Below are 17,206 nucleotides of genomic sequence, written 5' to 3' on the forward strand. Positions count from 1 at the left end.
CCGGTTTTTTATTAGACCTGTGATTGATCATCAAGTTGGGTCAGTGGCTTAAGAGTCTTAACTGCACGTCTCTTTTTAAGCAGATAACCGGTTAAGAAGCTGACGATGGCGATGGCTAAGGTAAGCACTGGCGCTATCATCAGTCCCATGGTGACCACTTTTGCGATCTTCTCTGGCAAGTAGGAGAGGGAGTAGCCAAAACCGATGAGTAAGGCGCACCAGATCCCTGCACTTAACCAAGCAAAGTAGTGGAAGTGGGTCACTTTCTTTATGTGTAACCCCATCATTAACGGCAGTAGAGGACGGACGACAGGAATAAAACGGGCGGTAAAAAGTGCCAGTAATCCATGTTGATTAAGCAGCTTATCGACGGTGTTCATGCGGTGCTCAGGCACGGCGTCTATCCACTTTTGAATTTTGGGAAGCTTGTGTAACCAGCGGCCCTGTAGAAAAGCAACCCAACTGCCTGTGGCGGCCGCAACTAGTAGAAGGGTAAAGGTCAAAGGCAAACTGATGATGCCTGCTGCGGCTAAGCTGCCGGAGAGAATAACGACACTGTCACAGGGCATAGGTGCTGCGGGCAAAAGCGCGCTTTCAAGCCAGATAAGTGAAAAGATACATAAGTAGATCATTGCTGCGCTGCCGGGACTTTGCAGTAGGGCAAAATCTTGTTGCCACAGGGCGGTAAGCACTGAGATAAATGAATCTAGCATAGTTAATGTTCCTAAATCGAGCTAACACAAGGTTGAAACTGTGCTCAGGACAGAGGGCTGTCGATGAGAGAGGGGCGTCGGCTGATAGCTCGCAAAGGATAACCCCCGTGCTGCACTATACATCAGGTATTATCAGCCTTAGTTAACTATTTCTGAAGATTAAGAAACTTACATCTTCTGTTAATTCTTAATTCATTTAGTCTGACTTAAAGTAAAGTGATCCATCCTCCTTTATTTTACATTATTCAACTTAGCTCACTGAGTTGAGCACTGATTGATTTAATCTTAAGCTTATTCACTGTCTGTTTTTTTCTATGGAGTTCTCTATGGAACTACTACTCGATCCCAATGCTTGGCTAGCACTACTGACATTAACTGTGTTGGAGATTGTCCTTGGTATTGACAACATTATCTTTATCTCCATTTTGGTGGGACGACTGCCAGAGCATCAACGAGAGCGTGCCCGAGTTTTAGGCTTAGGTCTGGCGATGCTGACCCGTATTCTCCTGCTTATCTCTATCGCCTGGGTGATGAAACTAACTGAGCCCTTTATTACTGTGATGGAACATGGTGTATCTGGGCGTGATCTGATCCTACTCTTTGGTGGACTCTTCCTTATCTATAAGAGTACCTCCGAGATACATGGCTGTTTAGAGGGAGAGAGTGAAACGGCTCCTAAGGCAAGGGGCAGTGGCTTTTTCTTTGTCTTAATACAGATTGCGATCCTCGATATTGTCTTTTCATTGGATTCAGTGATCACCGCTGTCGGTATGGCCGATGATGTTGAGGTGATGATACTTGCGATTGTGATCGCTGTTGGTGTGATGATGTTTGCGGCCAAGTCTGTAGGTGACTTTGTTGAGCGGCATCCAACGGTGAAGATGTTAGCGCTGACTTTCCTCACCTTAATTGGCTTTACATTGTTGGCTGAAGGGTTTGGCGTGCATATACCTAAGGGCTATATCTACTTTGCTATGGGCTTCTCTATCGCTGTGGAGATGTTGAACCTTAGGGTCAAATCTAAGCGAAAGGAGGAGACTCCTGCCGATTAGCCGACAGGGTGTCCTTTATAACTATCAACCAATCAAGCAATCAAGCAATCAGTATAGGAAGTTGAGATACTCAGGTTTTTTTTGGCAAACGAATTCAAGGCGAATAGCTGATAGAAGGGTATTTCCTTGTGAATTTATACTGACTGGTATTAGCCTGCTCCCGTGGCAGGCTTTATTTCCCCCCAAAAAAATTACCCGCTTGCACCTCTATGCATCAAAGGTGCGAAGCTATGCACCTATTGTGTGCGTTGATAATTTTTTATGCACCATGGTGATGCACCTTGCTGGTTCACTTTAGCTAACAATATTTTTAATTTATTGAAAATAAACACTTTAACTCAATGGCCTGATTCCTGCTTTAACGTTAACTAATATTTGTAGTTAATAAAACGGGAGAGGGCGTTGAAACTGATCACCGCAATTATAAAGCCTTTTAAATTAGATGATGTCCGTGAAGCCTTGTCTTCATTGGGAGTACAGGGCTTAACTGTCACAGAAGTCAAAGGGTTCGGACGCCAGAAAGGTCACGCTGAGCTCTATCGTGGTGCTGAGTATTCTGTGGATTTCCTACCAAAAATTAAACTAGAGATCGCCATATCCAGCGGTCATGAAGATGAGGTGATTGAAGCGATTATCAGCGCCGCTAATACGGGCAAAATAGGTGATGGCAAAATTTTTGTGTCCCCACTAGAGCAGGTGGTTCGTATTAGAACATCAGAAGAAGGCGATGAGGCTATTTAGATGAAGTGGATAATATTGAGTTTCCTGATTGGCTTTAGTTGTTTCTCTCTTCCTGCTTTGGCTGAAGAGAGTGCATTTAATGGCGCTAACACTGCGTGGGTATTAAGCTCATCGGCACTGGTTCTATTGATGACCTTGCCAGGACTTGCTCTGTTCTATGGCGGGTTAGTACGCAGCAAAAATGTGCTTTCTGTACTGATGCAGTGTTTCTCTATTGCGGGGCTAGCTTCGGTACTCTGGTTTGTGATCGGGTACTCGCTTGCATTTGATAGTGGTAATGGTTTTATTGGTGGACTGGACAAGGTGATGTTGGCGGGAATGGGCCGAGATGATCTCTCTGGCGATATTCCTGAGCCTCTGTTTATGTTGTTCCAGATGACTTTTGCCATTATTACGCCCGCCTTGATTATCGGTGGCTTTGCCGAGCGAATGAAGTTTTCGGCTGTGATGCTGTTTTCTGGTGCTTGGTTGCTTCTGGTTTACGCTCCGATTACCCACTGGGTGTGGGGTGGTGGCTGGTTAGCAGAGTTAGGCTTATATGATTTTGCTGGGGGAACGGTTGTTCATATCACAGCGGGTGTTGCCGCTCTGGTGGCTGCAAAAGTGCTTGGGCCCCGTAAAGGTTTTCTTAACTCAGCGATTATGCCTCACAACTTGACGATGACAGTTACCGGTGCGGGCATGTTATGGGTCGGCTGGTTTGGCTTTAATGGCGGCAGTGCACTCGGTGCGAATGGTAGTGCGGCTATGGCTATTTTGGTTACACACCTTGCAGCGTCGATGGGCGCCATGACTTGGGCGGCCATTGAGTGGATAAAGTTTGGTAAGCCCAGCGCGTTAGGGGTCGTAACCGGTATGGTGGCGGGATTAGGCACTATCACACCTGCTTCGGGTTATGTTGGGCCAGGTGGCGCACTGATCATTGGCCTTTTAGGCGGCATGGTATGTTTCTACGCGACGGTTTATATCAAACAAAAGTTAAGGATCGATGATTCATTGGATGTTTTTCCAGTGCACGGTGTTGGCGGTATTTTAGGTACCTTGCTAGCAGGCATTTTTAGCTCAACTCAATTAGGTGTATTTAGTGGTTATGGGTTTGCTGAAGGTAATGAGACCATGTTAGATCAACTTGGCGTTCAGCTTATCGGTGTTGTCGCGACCTTTGCTTATACAGCGGTTGTCTCTTGGGTACTCTTTATGATTATCGGTAAGTTAGTTAATGGCTTAAGGGTTAGTAGCGAGCAAGAGATCACAGGTTTAGATCAGTCTGAACATGAAGAGAGTGGTTATATTTTGTAAAATCTAGCTATTCACTTTGGTGCTGCTCAGGATTAATTTTTCAGAGCAGCACTAAAAATACCTGAGTAGAGTATTTAGGTCGCACCCTCTTTATCTTGATGTTTATTTCCTATTATTTTGACATCTTCAGAAATTTTGTACACTTGGCTATCTTCTAAATCAAATGCTCTTTGAAATGTAGGGTGTATCTCCCAATGTATATTTTTGTCTTGTTGCCAGGAGCTGAGTAGATCGGGTCGATCATTATAGTAGTAGAAGCGATGATAACCCCCCGCTCCGTCGACTCGCACTTTCCCTCTTACAAATTCAGTGATGTATAAGTTTTTTGCAATATCTAATGCAACTCTATGATACTCATGCTCTTCAGCTTGCACTATTCCTGTTTTAATAATCTGATTGACAATGACAGATCTAAATTTCTTTGAGGTTCCAAAGCCTGACACATCCAGTGCTATTAAGGCATTCATCGCGGCATGGATATAGTGGATTGTTTTAGAAAACTCCCCAGATATAAACTGTATTCTTCTATTTCCAAATGGAAGAAAAGCCCTTTTATAGTGATACAGATTACTTCTTTTGCTTTCAGTTGTTATTTTTCTTACCTCTTTACAGTATTCAATAAGCCACCTAGGACGGTAAAAACACAGTGTACCGAAAGCTCGATAATTAGAGGTTGAACCAACTGAAAATCCCATGTCAAAATCTTCAAAGTAGGTTGAAATGAGCTTTGAGGTTTCTATGGATTTATCACTTAAGGCATTAGGCTCTGAAAGTGTTAGTTCAAGTTGGTCTTCGTTAGAGTTATTTCTTTGATAGAAATCTAACCTTCTTGCCAGCACCTCCTTTATCTGCTCTTTACTCCAAGATAGGTTAAGTTCATATTCGTTTAATTTTTGAATTGTGCCATTGGTCGTTCTTAATAATGTCAGAATATGGGGGCGAATCGTGACTCGAACCCATATGTTGGGAATTCGTACTCCTAAATAGGCGACAACTTGAAGTAGGCCGATGAGTAGATTGATCTCATCTCCATTATCATAAATATCATCCATCTCATCTAACATGATCCAATATTTTATTGAGGATGCGGATATTATTCTTGAGAGCTGTTTAATCGTGATATTTGAGTCAAATTGGCAGCGTTCGATAGGGCTTGATTTAAATTTAAGCCTAGATAGGACTGATGTTAGTAGGTTCTTGCTCTTAACTCCGTAGTTTTCTGATAGCTCTACGGCACAGATATCATCATCAATAAAAGCCCAGCCTTTACTTGTACCTATTTCCGCAACAACCTTAGAAAGAATGGTATTTTTCCAATAGTTAATAGATTCATTAACAGATATTTTCCCAACGGGAAAAACCATATCTCTGTAATCAAGTGAAATTATTTTGGTATTGGAAGTACCTTTTAGGCGCTCGGATAATGAGATCAGTAATCCGCTTTTTCCAGAACCTCGAGCGGCATTAAGAATTATGGCTTTATTATCTTCATCAGATAAAGGGAGTAGGTAATCATTTCTGGGCATGGCGTAGGAGAGAAAGTCAGGATCTTCCTGAGCCATTTCACTTCCAAATATCTTCCTTAGTGTAACCCTGCTCATTATTAATTCCTTTACTGTGATATTGTCGGTGTAATGCTCTAGCTTCTCTATATGATGATTTTGTTATCTTACGACTTTAGGGATGGCTGATAACTCCCGCTAAACTAATGACTAAATATGCTCCGATATAATATAAAAAAGTTATAGGGGGGGTGGTTGCTATAAATATCTAAAATATAGACTCTATAATAAGTAATCAAGCTGTAAAATAATCGATCTCCCTTCTCCCTCATCAGAGTCATGGTGTTTTTAAGTTAGGCGAAAGATAAGGCTAAGTGTTGGCAGGGTAAGGCACTTTTGTTCGTTTTTTACTAAAACTAATTATTATAGTAATGTTAATTACTGTCTCTTTCGGGCGTGTTTACTAATGTAAAAGTCCAGATAAAAGAGTTTCAGTTCTGATTGAACATGGAAAAGTATCCAACATACCTCCCATAGAGTGGCAGGGCAGCATTAATTAGAAAAGTTAATCTCCCACTTAATCGACAGGAAAGAAGATGACTGATGTAACTTTTAACAATACCCGTTTCGATCCAGATTTAACTCCTTTTCATGAGAATGCTAAACAGATGGCAAAAGCCTTTGGTTATACTGCTGCTTTAGATTTTGATAAAAACCTAGCTCAGCTTGTGCGCTTGCGAGTGGCGCAAGTTAATCAGTGCTCCTATTGCCTGATTTTACATAGCAAAACGGCGCGAGAGGTAGGGATTGAGCCCGCTAAAATAGACAATCTGGCCAGTTACTGGGAGTCTGAACTTTATAACGAGCAGGAGAAAGTGGCCTTGAGTTATTGTGATAGGCTCACTCAGGGGACAGATCCTCACTTTCATGAGATACATGAGCAGGCTAAACGCTTTTTTTCGGAAAAAGAGATAGCTGAGTTGGCGGCAATTGTTATCAACATGAACTTATGGACGCGTTTAAAGCTGGCCCAAGGCGCAACTCCTAGCTACGCAGAGTAAACCCGTTTAGCAGTGTTGAGTCATTAATTGCTTATCAAAGCTTAATTAAACTGGTTAATCCCTTGATGCCGAGCTTTGTTATTGACCCTACGAACTTCGGCTAACATGGCATCTAGCTGGGTACGGTCAAACATTCTGCCCTCTCTGAATACGGCGTTAATGCTGCGGGTGTTGTTGATATCAAGTAGCGGGTTACTATCGAGCAAAATAAGATCTGCCTGGTAACCAAGTTTTATCTTTCCTGTGTTACTCCTCATCCACTCTCCGGGAGCCGCGGTCGCCGAATAGAGACTCTGAGCGTTGCTAAGTCCCACTTGAGTTAATGAGTTTAGTTCATCATGGAGTGAGAACCCCGGAACCACGGCGGCGGTATTGGCGTCGGTGCCCGCCATAAAGAGTACGTCATTGTTATTAAGTGCTTGAGTCATAATGTGGATTGCGCTTACGTAGGTCTGCCAAAATCGCTTTGAACGCTCAATGGCTTGAGGATCGCCGAGAGTCTCTTGGCTTAGCTGGTAGCTGTTATGTCCCGGTAGCCAACCTTTGGCTAGCACTGTCCCTTCCACAATTCCTGGGTTGGCATAGGGAAGGGCTATCTCTTTTAATAAAGGTGTGAGTGCAAATTTTTGTCTCGTCAGGCTCTCCATAAGCCAGATTGATGAGGTAACCGTTATCTGCTTCTCCTTTAGTTTTCTCGCCACTCTATTGCTACGCATCTCAACGTAACTTAAGTATTGCTCTGCACGATCATGGTGATAGCCGCCAAAGTCTTCACTGAGTGCTTTGGTTATCTCCTCTACATGGGCAAGCTCTGTTTGCCCCGAATGCCATAAGCCGTTAAGTCCGATGGAGTAGGGGAGGTGGCCAACTGTTGGCAGTCCAGCTGCTTTGCCCGAATCGAGCAGCTGATGGTAGATCTCCTCATTGATAAAGCTGCTTATCTTTATGGCGTCAAAGCCGTCGTCTACCAAGGATTTAACGAGCTTGTTTACCTGCTCATGGGTTGAGACATTGATGCGGGTTCGTGTCCAGCTATTAAAGAGTGCTTCGATGCCGCTTAGGCTGTTGACCTTCTCTGAGGCGATAAAGATATCGGGACCGATAAAATCCTCTCTGATCTGTTTTCGCCACGCTATGTATTCAGGGACACCGCCCATATCACGAATATAGGTGATGCCATTTGCTAGGTAGAGTAATAGATCGTTAGGGCTCCTCTCTAGGTGGACATGGGAATCGACGAGTCCCGGAATAAGGTATTTGTTACTACCATCGACTATTAAGGGGTTATTTAAGAGGCTATCTACGCGCTCCTGAGGTGGATTAATATGGGTTATTTTTCCATTCTCAAGCAGGATTGATTGGTCTGGGAGCATAGTTAAACCATCAGTAGAAAGCAGGTTCACATTTTCGATTAATATGGGGCCGTTTGTGGGAGAGAACTGCCCACGCTCTATGACTTGCGTATGGCCTCCCGCTCTTTGCGTCATCTGATACTCGACCCAAGTGTAAGTTATTAAGCTGACACACAATACAAAAAGGAGAGCTCCAGCTACCCACCTTGTCAGTCGTGATATATTCATCATCTCATCCCTTATCTTATTTACAACCGCTTCCCTTGGTGCTTGAGCTTATGCTCAGCTTATTTTTGCTTGATACGCTTTGCTAAATATCATCTTAATTAGCCAATAGAACATAAAAATGAACAGTAAAAGTACTGGCATCCATAACAGAGAAGATCCATGTAACACCTCTGGAATAGCAGCTTTTTGAGCTAGAAATGACATAGTGGCCATGATCATGGCGATACACATACGCCATAGATGACGTGCGACTCTGTGTTTTCCATAGACCCCACCCTTGAGCAGCATGATAAGATCTAAGGTTGCGGCAAACGCGGCGACAGAACCGAAAATATAGAAGAAGGCGGAGGGGATGTTAGTTCCCGGTGAGACCCCAAGTGAGCCTAAGATAAATAGAGTGGCGGCTAGGGCTGTGATCGTCGCGAAGGCGAGTTTATCGAACAGGCCTAGGCTACCTTCAGGTCTCCTGATCGCCATCCAAGAGGTGGAGGCCATATAGCCAGTCAAAATCCCCATTACAGGTAACTCCATCTTCACCGCATCAAGATAGATAGCAGTTGCGGCGACGGTCATCATGGCGAAGAAAAAACCATTACCAGCAGTTCTGTGCACTTTAGCGCCTTTACGGCTGATTAAGGCAGTTATTCCGCAGAGAAGCGCAATGGCTCCTGCAGTAATATGAAATATCAACATAAGCATCCCTTCTAGCTTTTTATTCTGAATTTTTATTATTAGCTGGGGTAATAAGCAAGAAGTAAGCCAGAGAATAAGCCTTTGATTAACAAGAAAGGTTTTGATTTACCGTAGTAGACATTGGGAGGTTTAGATTAAAAAGTGGGGAAAATGACCAAAACTAACCATTTACTTTAAACGTTAGAGGTTTAAACGTTAATATGAATATTTTCAAGTTTATAATCATTAAGGATAAAGCTTTGTTATCAAAAAATGGTAGCCTAGCATTTGAATAGGTTGTATTTAACAAGTGGCTGTAATCATTTCCGAGCATTGGATGGTGTTACGTTTTAAAGGAGTATCCAAATGGTGCGAATATTGACTTGCATATTGATGTTGTTTTTATCTGGTTGTGCCACCCCCAGAATTATAGGCAATGATTCAAGTGCAACAGTAACTGTTAATACAACGACTTTGGGAGAAAAGTCTATTCACCCAGATGAAGCTATCTATGTTTCTGCTTTTACTTCTGATCAAACCTCTGGATTTGATCGTGCTAAAAACATAAGTATCTTAAAACCAGATAAGACACATGATACTTTCTTTTTGGATGGTAATACTTCTTATAGGTTAGATATCGCATTTAATAGTTTTGGGTTTCTTAACCAAGTATTTTGTTTAGCTTCACTACAGGTGACACCTGAACCAAAAGCGTCATACCATATTCAATTTAATGTAAATGAAAATCTTAATTCTTGTTCATTGATATTTAAAGACAAAAATCAGGTCTTAGTAAATGAAACCTTTTCTAAGAAAGTGACTTATTTTGTACCAATAATAATCCCTTTGTAGTATTAAAAATAACGAATAGGTAAACAAGGGCATGTCACTTAAGGTAGAGTTATACCGCTAAGTAAAACCTCCGATAAGGTGTGCTATGAAACAGAATATTGTCCATATCGCTCTGGTTGTAAAAGACTATGATGAAGCGATTGATTTTTATGTGAATAAACTTAAATTTGAACTTATCGAAGACACCTATCAACCAGAGCAAGATAAACGTTGGGTTGTTGTCGCTCCACCAAACTCCCATGGCGTGACCTTGTTACTAGCTAAAGCTTCAAAGCCAGAACAATTCGACTTTGTTGGTAACCAAGCTGGTGGACGTGTATTTCTCTTCCTCAATACCGATGATTTCTGGCGTGACTTTGAGCGCATGAAATCTATAGGTATTAACTTCATCCGAGAGCCAAAAGAGCAAGACTATGGAACAGTTGCGGTGTTTGAAGATCTATACGGAAACTTATGGGATCTTTTGCAACTAAACCCAGAGCACCCAATGGCGAAAAGATAGATTAACTAATAGGGTAGATTAAATGCAGTCGCATCCTTATCTTTTTGTGGGTCTCGCCAGACTCTGAAGCAATTTATATGAGAGGCTCCTTCAAGGCTGCATATGACTTAGGAAAATAAATAATTCATGAATTATCAAACTTTTCAGCCTCATCCAGATTTAGAATCGCTAATTAGCTGTTATTGGACTTTGGAAGTTCCTTCAACAGGGGATACTCAAAGACAGACTATAGTTCCTGACGGTACAATCGAAATGGCGTTTATATTGGGGGACGATATAAAGCGATATACCTCGGAGAGTCATTTCATTATACAACCTAGGGCTATGGTATTAGGGCAAAACACGACCTCTTTTAACATTGAGCCGACAGGGTATGTCGATACATTTGCAGTCCGTTTTTATCCTTATGGCTTTGCCAATTTTGTAAATGTACCTATTAAAACATTGGCAAACAAAGAAACACCAATAGAGATGTTGTTTAAAAAAACAGTAGCCCAAGATTTAGAACAAGAGATTATTCAAGCATCTGACACAAAACAAAGAATAGAGATAATCGAATTATTTCTTTTGAAGAAACTAACTGAACAGACGATGGCTGACAGGATTGTTAGAACAACAATAGATACTTTGCTCACAACAAAAGGAGGGACATCGATTAGTGAGATTTTTAAAGACGATCCATCTAAAAGAAGACAACTTGAGAGAATGTTTGTAAACAAAGTGGGTGTTAGTCCGAAACAGTTAGGTAAATTGATTCGATTACAAAGCGCTTTAAAAATGTTACTTAACGAAGAAGGAGGAACTCTTACCAATATTGCATATGAAAATGATTACTACGACCAATCTCATTTTACTAAAGATTTCAAAGATTTTACTGGAGTCAGTCCAAAAGAGTTTTTAGGGAATGAAAATATGGCCCTTTCTTCCATTTTCTACAAATGAACTGAATCTGTCGCATTTTTACAATTTTCTTCCCCGCTATCTGTCTAATCTTGCCTCTGCATTCCAACTAGTCAACATGATGTTACATGAGGAAAGTAGTATCTAGATTCTGTCTTACGCTTGCTATGTTAACTTTTTAGCACATTGCTTGTCTTAGCACTGGTAGAGTTGAATTAGAAAAACAGAAGAGTGACTTAACCATAATTTAAAGTGGAGAGGGTATGAAAAATTATATTTCAATTTTTGAAATTCCAGCAGCAGATATTTCACGTGCAATCGAATTTTATCAAGCAATCTTGAATATTAGTATTGAAAAAATCGACATGCCAGATATGGAAATGGGCCTATTCCCTTATGAAGAACAAGTGGTTACTGGTGTCATCGTGAAAGTAGAAAGTTTTCAACCTTCTACAGAAGGTGTGACTATTTACCTAAATGGTGGAGACAATCTTCAAGTCATCCTGGATAAAGTTATGAAACATGGCGGAAAACCCATTGTTCCCAAAACAGCCCATGCTGATGAAAGTGGATATTTTGCAATTTTCCATGATTCGGAAGGAAATAGAATAGGACTACACTCGCCAAATTGATTGAAAAATGGACGTATAACAAAGGTCTTTGTTGAGAGAATCAGACTGAAGACAAATAGACCAGCACCAACACATGAGTAGGGGAAACCTGCTAAGAAGGTTTTGTCTAAAAATGAGTCTATCGTATCTTGGAAAGCTAACTCGAAGAGACGCTCACCTATAAGCCAGAGTCAGCTGTGAACCCAACGCTGACCTACTGTGACATTGCTCTTTATGCAATGAAAGAGGTTCTTTGTTTCACTCAGGCAGAGAAGCAGGGATTGAATACCTTCTATGCTATAACTCATTGTTGATACATCGGTTTACTGTTAGTCTTGAGTGATTAAAGTACTGACAACCAGTTCTTATTAAGATCGTTCTTATTCGAAATTCAGGCTAATATACTGTTATGTTTTAGGAGAGTACAGTGAGTGTAGATAATAGTTTTATGATTGTGGAATGGAATCAATTTTCTTCAGAATATACTGAGAATAGCGATAGTGACTTTTTGATAGAATTGAGAGATGAGTTAGATGACTACCCGAACTCTAGCATTATCAAAAATGAATGGTTCGAATATTTACAATTGAACTTAGATATCGAAAGCGCCGATTATACTGGATCTTTATATGAACCTGTTGAGGAAGCTAAGTCTACGTTAACGGAAGATGATTACCTTCTACTTAAAGACGTAATTGGTATTTTAAATGTTGACTTAACTGATCCACATAATGATTTAAAGCTAGCAGATCCTGAGTACTGGATTTATTCAAGTTACTCACCTGATTCCTCGTCCGCTATGCTCAAAAAAATTGAAAAGCTAAGTACTCGGATAGATGAATGGGCATTTAATTTAACGATAAAAGAGCAGTTTTCAAGTTTCTGTAATGAAATTAAAGCCATTTTCTCTAAAGCTGTATCTGAGAAGTATGGGGTGTTAATCGCTGTAGGCTAGAAAAATAAATGGAAACAAAGGGGTCGTAGCCCATTAGCTAAAAATCGAAGAGATAATCATGTAGAAGCCAGAGTCTGGTGTGAACGCGGCAGTGACCTTACGTGACAGGGATGTCACGGTAGAGCCCACAGGGACTGTGCTTGCGGCGTGTCACTGAAGTGTTTATACATCAGCATGCTGCAAGCAATTAACTGGATTGAAGTAACGGCTTAAAGTTAGCAAACCAAATAGCAATCTCACCCAATGAACCCAGCAAAAAGATACTTAAAAACTTGTTATTCGACAAGTTCAATCAGCTTGTATTTGACCCACCAACAACACTGGTGCAGCATCTAGCTCATTGGCATCCATCATGGCAGCGATACGTTCGACCGATGAGAGAAGCTGGCTTTGCTCCCACTCTTCAAGATTCTGGTAGCGGGTAATAAAGTGCTCTTGCAGAGGTTTAGGCGAGTGGCTAAGTAGTGCTTTACCAGTTTCACTTAAGGAGAGGTGAACCTTACGCTTGTCGGTTTCACTGCGGGTTCTTATCACCAGTTCACGGCTCTCTAACCTGTCGATAATGGTGGTGACGGTGGCAGGGCTTAATGCGACCTCTTTGGCTATCTCTTTCGCCAATGGGGCTTCAAGGTGTTCAATGCACTGCATCACCATAAGCTGGGGGCCAGTTAACCCGGATTGCTTATTGAGTTGGCGGGAGTGTATATCGATGGCTCGGATCACTCGGCGCAGTGAAATCAATAGTTGCTCATACTTTTCCATAACCTTTCCTTTGCCGTGAGATTGAACTCTGCTCTATGTCGAGCGAATAAAAATGCGGTATAACGCGTGATGCCTGAGCGTTATACCGCATTTTTTAGTGGTTGAGCAAGGTTTGCTTAAAAATCAAAGGTTCTGGCAATAGAGAGCACAACACGGGTATCGGCCGTATCCATCTCCATGCTGGTGTCTTCAACGGCAAGGTTGAAGTCAAAACCTTTTAGGTTAGTCATATATTCTGCGCGGAAGTGGTTGTAAGACTCATCACCTTCCCACGCAAATTTATTGATATCTTTTGATGTTGAGCGGTCAATACTGACACGGATATCATGACCTTCGGTAAGGGTAAAGGTGTGTGCTGCCATCATGATATAGTGGCCTGCATCGGTGCCAAAGTAATCCCAGGTGTACCAGAAGTTAAGCTCACTATGACCGATTGATGAGCTGTAACCCCATTTAGCGTAAGCCTCTGGGTACTGGTACTCATCTGAAGCGTCATCACCATGGTAGGTGTAATAGGCGATACCGGTATCGAGTGAAAGACTGTCGTTTAGTTGGAAGTATTTTCCAACATAAAAATCTAGCTCTAACCAAGTATCATCAGCTGAGCCAAAATCAACATTTGAAGCCCATGACCCCACATACCAACCTGAATCTGCTGCGTAATCGAGACTTGCCTGCAGAGCAGGCTTATTATCTGTTTGGCTTACACCGTTAAAGGTGTAGTCAGATGTTGCTGTAACGGTTGAGCTAACGCCTGCTATCGCTGTAGTTGGTAGTGCTATTAGGCCGACTAGTGCGAGTTTTTTTATTGTGTTTTTCATCATTTCCCTTTCTTTTAGTTAGCTAATTCTATTTTGCTGAAATCGATTTTGTTCTCTTTAGGCGAACGCTCAATGGCTGCTACCTTCTTGTACTTAGTGGCCAGGATATAACCGAAGCAAGCTAAGATAAGGGCTATGGCTAATGCGCCAACCCATTGGATCTGTAGGAAGTCTAGTTTAAATAGCAGAGTTAGCCCGCTCATCAGTGCGATATTACCTAAGATATATTTGGTCTTACCGAAACGCTCAACCGTTAGGTTAAGGTTATCTGTGTATAGGCGTATTAATGAATCGAGTGAGTTCACCACAAAGGTGGTGCCCACAACCACCATAGCCAAGTTATAGAAACCTGTGGTGGCTATCTCGTTGGCGCTGTAGTAGTAAAGCACGGTGAACCATACGGCGATTGGCAGTGATGGGAATACCATCATGGCGATAAGCACTTGGTATGTTTTTAAGCCGCCAACAAAGCGTGAGGTGAACTGGCCGATCATGATGCTCCAAGCAAACCACCAGAATAGATAGAACTCATGGTAATCATTCATTGGCAGAACAAAGTGATGAATATTGCCGAAGTAGTCGCCAATCATAGCAAAGGTAGTGAAGAACTCACCGACACCTGAACCTTCAGAGAGGAAAGCGCCTACCCACATGATGAGGATCAACGCCATAAATAACCAAGTACTGGCTAAGCTGAGTATGCGTACATAACGTATGCTGGTACTTGAGTAGACCGCTGCAGCAATAATCACAAATACGATAAGGTAGAAGCTGCTGACGATGGTCTCACCGTCGCCCATCTCTGGTAAATACCAAGGCAAGTTGGTTAATAGCAGATAAGCGGTAAAGGCACAGGTGCCGATAATCACTAAGTTATTAATAAACTTGATAAGTGGGATCTCAAAGAATTTAACTCTTGGCTCTATGACGCAGAAGTAGAAACAAGTTAAAAAGTAAAATGCCCAGATTAAGAAGGCCCAGAAGCCAAACTCTATGGCTAAGGGGTTAGTGAAACCATATTCAGGGCTCGCGCTTAAGTCGGCATAACCTGCAAACTCGGTAAGCGGGAACATGATGAGCCCGACATCTAATCCAGATGTGAATAAGATGGCGATAAAGGTAAAGGTGCGCACAGGTGTGACACCGATACATTCAACATTGCCCCAGCGATAGAGCACAAAGGCGATGGCCGCGAAAGTAAATAGTATTCCTATAGTAAGCCAAGTCGTCATTATCGAACTCCTAGCTTAATTGTTTTGCAAAACATAAAGTTATTTCCTAGTTTTTATTTTTGTTAGGCCAGAGCGCAGCAAATTTTGGCTGCAGGAATCCCTCAAGCCTTAATTATCGTTTTCACGAAAGTTAAGGCTTGATAGATTTTATCTGGCGATTAGGGCCATTTAGCCTTTCAGCTTAGGCTGGCCTTATGCCTGTACTGGTGAGTTTTCCAATTAGGAAAATTGGGTAAATTCACCAGTTAAAGAACTATCTTGCTGCTGAGCTATGCCTTTGTTGGGTCTGCCAGTTATTGCTGATGGTGACTGAGGCAGAACTTGGCGTTAATGGTGTGTTACCCAAAATCAGATCGGCGGCTCGCTCGGCTAACATTATGGTCGGCGAATTAAGGTTGCCATTGGGGATGGTCGGGAAAATAGAGGAGTCCACTACTCTAAGACCCTCTAGACCATGGACTCGCGTTTGTGAGTCGACCACTGCCATCGCATCTTCGCCCATCTTGCATGAGCAGGAGGGGTGATAGGCACTCTCAACGCTTCGTCTGACAAAACTGTCTATCTCTTCATCGGTTTGCACACTTATGCCCGGTTGGATCTCTTCACCACGGTACTGATCCAGTGCTGGCTGATTGATAATCTCTCGTGTTAGGCGAACGCAGGCGCGAAACCCTTCGATATCATCACTATGTGATAGGTAGTTAAAGAGAATATTGGGCGGGGTGTGGGGATCATTTGATACCACTTTTACACTGCCGCGACTCTTAGGTTTGTTATGGCCGATATGCACCTGAAAACCATGGCCTGCAAAGGCTTCTTTGCCATCGTAACGCATCGCCGCTGGTAGGAAGTGGTACTGAAGATCTGGCCACTCAAGTCCCGCTTTAGAGCGGATAAAGCCACAGGATTCAAAATGGTTGGTGGCCCCAAGGCCTGATTTATTGAGTATCCAGCGGGTACCGATAAACAGCTTGTTTAACGGATCAAGCTTGCCGTTGAGCGATATGGGCTTAAGGCACTTAAACTGAAAATAGAACTCGAGATGATCTTGTAAGTTCTCACCTACTCCCGGCAGCTCGTGTATCTGCTCGATGCCTGCATCAGCGAGTGTTTGAGCTGCACCGATACCTGAGAGTTGCAATATGTGTGGTGAGCCGATGGAGCCTGCTGATAGCACAACCTCTTTATTGGCGCTCACTTCAATATGCTGACCTTTGCGCTCAAAACGAACACCAACCGCTTTTTTACTCTCACCTTCGTTGGTACTAAATAGCACCTTATGCACTAAGGTGTGGGTGATAACCGTGAGATTGTCACGCTTCATGGCGGGTCTTAGGTAGGCGTTTGAGCTTGACCAGCGCACGCCGTTTTTAACAGTCATGTGCATCGGGCCAAAGCCCTCTTGCTGGGCGCCGTTATAGTCGTTTGTTGCAAGGTATCCAGCATCAACACCCGCATCAACAAACGCCTGATAGAGCGGGTTTTTCATATTGTTGCCGTTATTGACGCCTAATGGACCATCAACGCCGCGATATTCATCTGCGCCAAAGGCCCAGCTTTCTGCTTTTTTGAAGTAGGGCAGGCAGTGGGCATAATCCCAATCTTTGGCTCCCTCTTGTTGCCACTCATCGAAATCACGGGCATGGCCACGGACATAGACCATGCCGTTGATCGATGATGAGCCACCGAGTACCTTGCCACGTGGGCAGTGCATACGGCGGTTATCAAGATAGGGCTCAGCTTGGGTTTCAAACTGCCAAGCGTATTTCTTTGTGTTCATCGGAATTGAGAGCGCCGTTGGCATCTGAATAAAGATGCTCTTATCACTACCGCCAGTTTCGAGTAGCAATACCTTGTTATTCGAGTCCTTTGATAATCGGTTGGCTAACACGCAACCTGCGCTGCCAGCGCCAACAATAATGTAATCATAATCAGTTGTGGATTGGGTCAT

At 42.6% G+C, this 17,206-nt stretch carries 17 protein-coding genes; 9 read left to right on the plus strand and 8 right to left on the minus strand.

Annotated features, from left to right (window positions below):
• Positions 1-11: 11 nt before the first annotated feature.
• Positions 12-713, minus strand: coding sequence for a DedA family protein (locus K0625_RS07910; RefSeq protein ID WP_220109199.1), 702 nt, complete (start codon positions 711-713; stop codon positions 12-14).
• A gap of 326 nt (positions 714-1,039) precedes the next feature.
• On the opposite strand from K0625_RS07910, the gene K0625_RS07915 reads away from it, so the two are divergent.
• From K0625_RS07915 to K0625_RS07925, 3 genes are all read left to right on the plus strand, one after another.
• Entirely contained in the window at positions 1,040-1,765 is a 726-nt protein-coding gene (locus tag K0625_RS07915; RefSeq protein ID WP_220109200.1) for a TerC family protein, read from the plus strand.
• A gap of 402 nt (positions 1,766-2,167) precedes the next feature.
• A complete protein-coding gene (gene glnK / locus K0625_RS07920) occupies positions 2,168-2,506 on the plus strand; it encodes a P-II family nitrogen regulator (RefSeq protein ID WP_065187499.1) in 339 nt (112 codons plus the stop codon).
• Positions 2,507-3,805: an ammonium transporter gene (locus K0625_RS07925; protein ID WP_220109201.1), complete on the plus strand. Its 1,299-nt coding sequence runs from the start codon at positions 2,507-2,509 to the stop codon at positions 3,803-3,805. It abuts the gene before it with no gap.
• Between the two features lie 74 nt (positions 3,806-3,879).
• Here K0625_RS07925 and K0625_RS07930 read toward each other — a convergent pair whose 3' ends face one another.
• Positions 3,880-5,406 carry a P-loop ATPase, Sll1717 family gene (locus K0625_RS07930; RefSeq protein ID WP_220109202.1) on the minus strand — a complete coding sequence of 509 codons (1,527 nt, stop codon included), beginning with the start codon at positions 5,404-5,406 and terminating at the stop codon, positions 3,880-3,882.
• Positions 5,407-5,903: 497 nt separating this feature from the next.
• Here K0625_RS07930 and K0625_RS07935 point away from each other — a divergent pair, with 497 nt between their 5' ends.
• Positions 5,904-6,368 carry a carboxymuconolactone decarboxylase family protein gene (locus tag K0625_RS07935; RefSeq protein WP_220109203.1) on the plus strand — a complete coding sequence of 155 codons (465 nt, stop codon included), beginning with the start codon at positions 5,904-5,906 and terminating at the stop codon, positions 6,366-6,368.
• 41 nt (positions 6,369-6,409) lie between these two features.
• Here K0625_RS07935 and K0625_RS07940 read toward each other — a convergent pair whose 3' ends face one another.
• Entirely contained in the window at positions 6,410-7,951 is a 1,542-nt protein-coding gene (locus K0625_RS07940) for an amidohydrolase family protein (RefSeq protein ID WP_220109204.1), read from the minus strand.
• Positions 7,952-8,002: 51 nt separating this feature from the next.
• Complete coding sequence (locus K0625_RS07945; RefSeq protein ID WP_220109205.1) at positions 8,003-8,641, minus strand: DUF2306 domain-containing protein; 639 nt, start codon at positions 8,639-8,641, stop codon at positions 8,003-8,005.
• Between the two features lie 345 nt (positions 8,642-8,986).
• On the opposite strand from K0625_RS07945, the gene K0625_RS07950 reads away from it, so the two are divergent.
• The 5 genes from K0625_RS07950 to K0625_RS07970 all read left to right on the plus strand — a co-directional run bounded on the left by K0625_RS07950 (position 8,987) and on the right by K0625_RS07970 (position 12,440).
• Complete coding sequence (locus tag K0625_RS07950; RefSeq protein ID WP_220109206.1) at positions 8,987-9,472, plus strand: hypothetical protein; 486 nt, start codon at positions 8,987-8,989, stop codon at positions 9,470-9,472.
• A gap of 85 nt (positions 9,473-9,557) precedes the next feature.
• Positions 9,558-9,974 (plus strand): VOC family protein, encoded by a 417-nt coding sequence (locus K0625_RS07955; protein WP_220109207.1) that lies wholly within the window; start codon positions 9,558-9,560, stop codon positions 9,972-9,974.
• Positions 9,975-10,100: 126 nt separating this feature from the next.
• Positions 10,101-10,916 (plus strand): AraC family transcriptional regulator, encoded by an 816-nt coding sequence (locus K0625_RS07960; RefSeq protein ID WP_220109208.1) that lies wholly within the window; start codon positions 10,101-10,103, stop codon positions 10,914-10,916.
• Between the two features lie 221 nt (positions 10,917-11,137).
• On the plus strand, positions 11,138-11,506 hold the full coding sequence (locus K0625_RS07965) for a VOC family protein (protein WP_220109209.1): 369 nt from the start codon (positions 11,138-11,140) through the stop codon (positions 11,504-11,506).
• A gap of 406 nt (positions 11,507-11,912) precedes the next feature.
• Complete coding sequence (locus K0625_RS07970; RefSeq protein ID WP_220109210.1) at positions 11,913-12,440, plus strand: hypothetical protein; 528 nt, start codon at positions 11,913-11,915, stop codon at positions 12,438-12,440.
• Positions 12,441-12,728: 288 nt separating this feature from the next.
• Here the strand turns inward: K0625_RS07970 and K0625_RS07975 are convergent, their stop codons facing one another.
• The 4 genes from K0625_RS07975 to betA form a co-directional block, all read right to left on the minus strand.
• Positions 12,729-13,202, minus strand: a complete 474-nt coding sequence (locus K0625_RS07975) for a MarR family winged helix-turn-helix transcriptional regulator (RefSeq protein ID WP_220109211.1) — start codon at positions 13,200-13,202, stop codon at positions 12,729-12,731.
• 116 nt (positions 13,203-13,318) lie between these two features.
• A complete protein-coding gene (locus tag K0625_RS07980; RefSeq protein ID WP_220109272.1) occupies positions 13,319-14,023 on the minus strand; it encodes a TorF family putative porin in 705 nt (234 codons plus the stop codon).
• A 14-nt stretch (positions 14,024-14,037) separates the two neighbouring features.
• Positions 14,038-15,255, minus strand: coding sequence for a BCCT family transporter (locus K0625_RS07985; RefSeq protein ID WP_220109212.1), 1,218 nt, complete (start codon positions 15,253-15,255; stop codon positions 14,038-14,040).
• A gap of 253 nt (positions 15,256-15,508) precedes the next feature.
• Positions 15,509-17,206 (minus strand): choline dehydrogenase, encoded by a 1,698-nt coding sequence (gene betA, locus K0625_RS07990; RefSeq protein ID WP_220109213.1) that lies wholly within the window; start codon positions 17,204-17,206, stop codon positions 15,509-15,511.

This window comes from Shewanella nanhaiensis (assembly GCF_019457885.1).
Lineage (GTDB): Bacteria > Pseudomonadota > Gammaproteobacteria > Enterobacterales > Shewanellaceae > Shewanella > Shewanella nanhaiensis.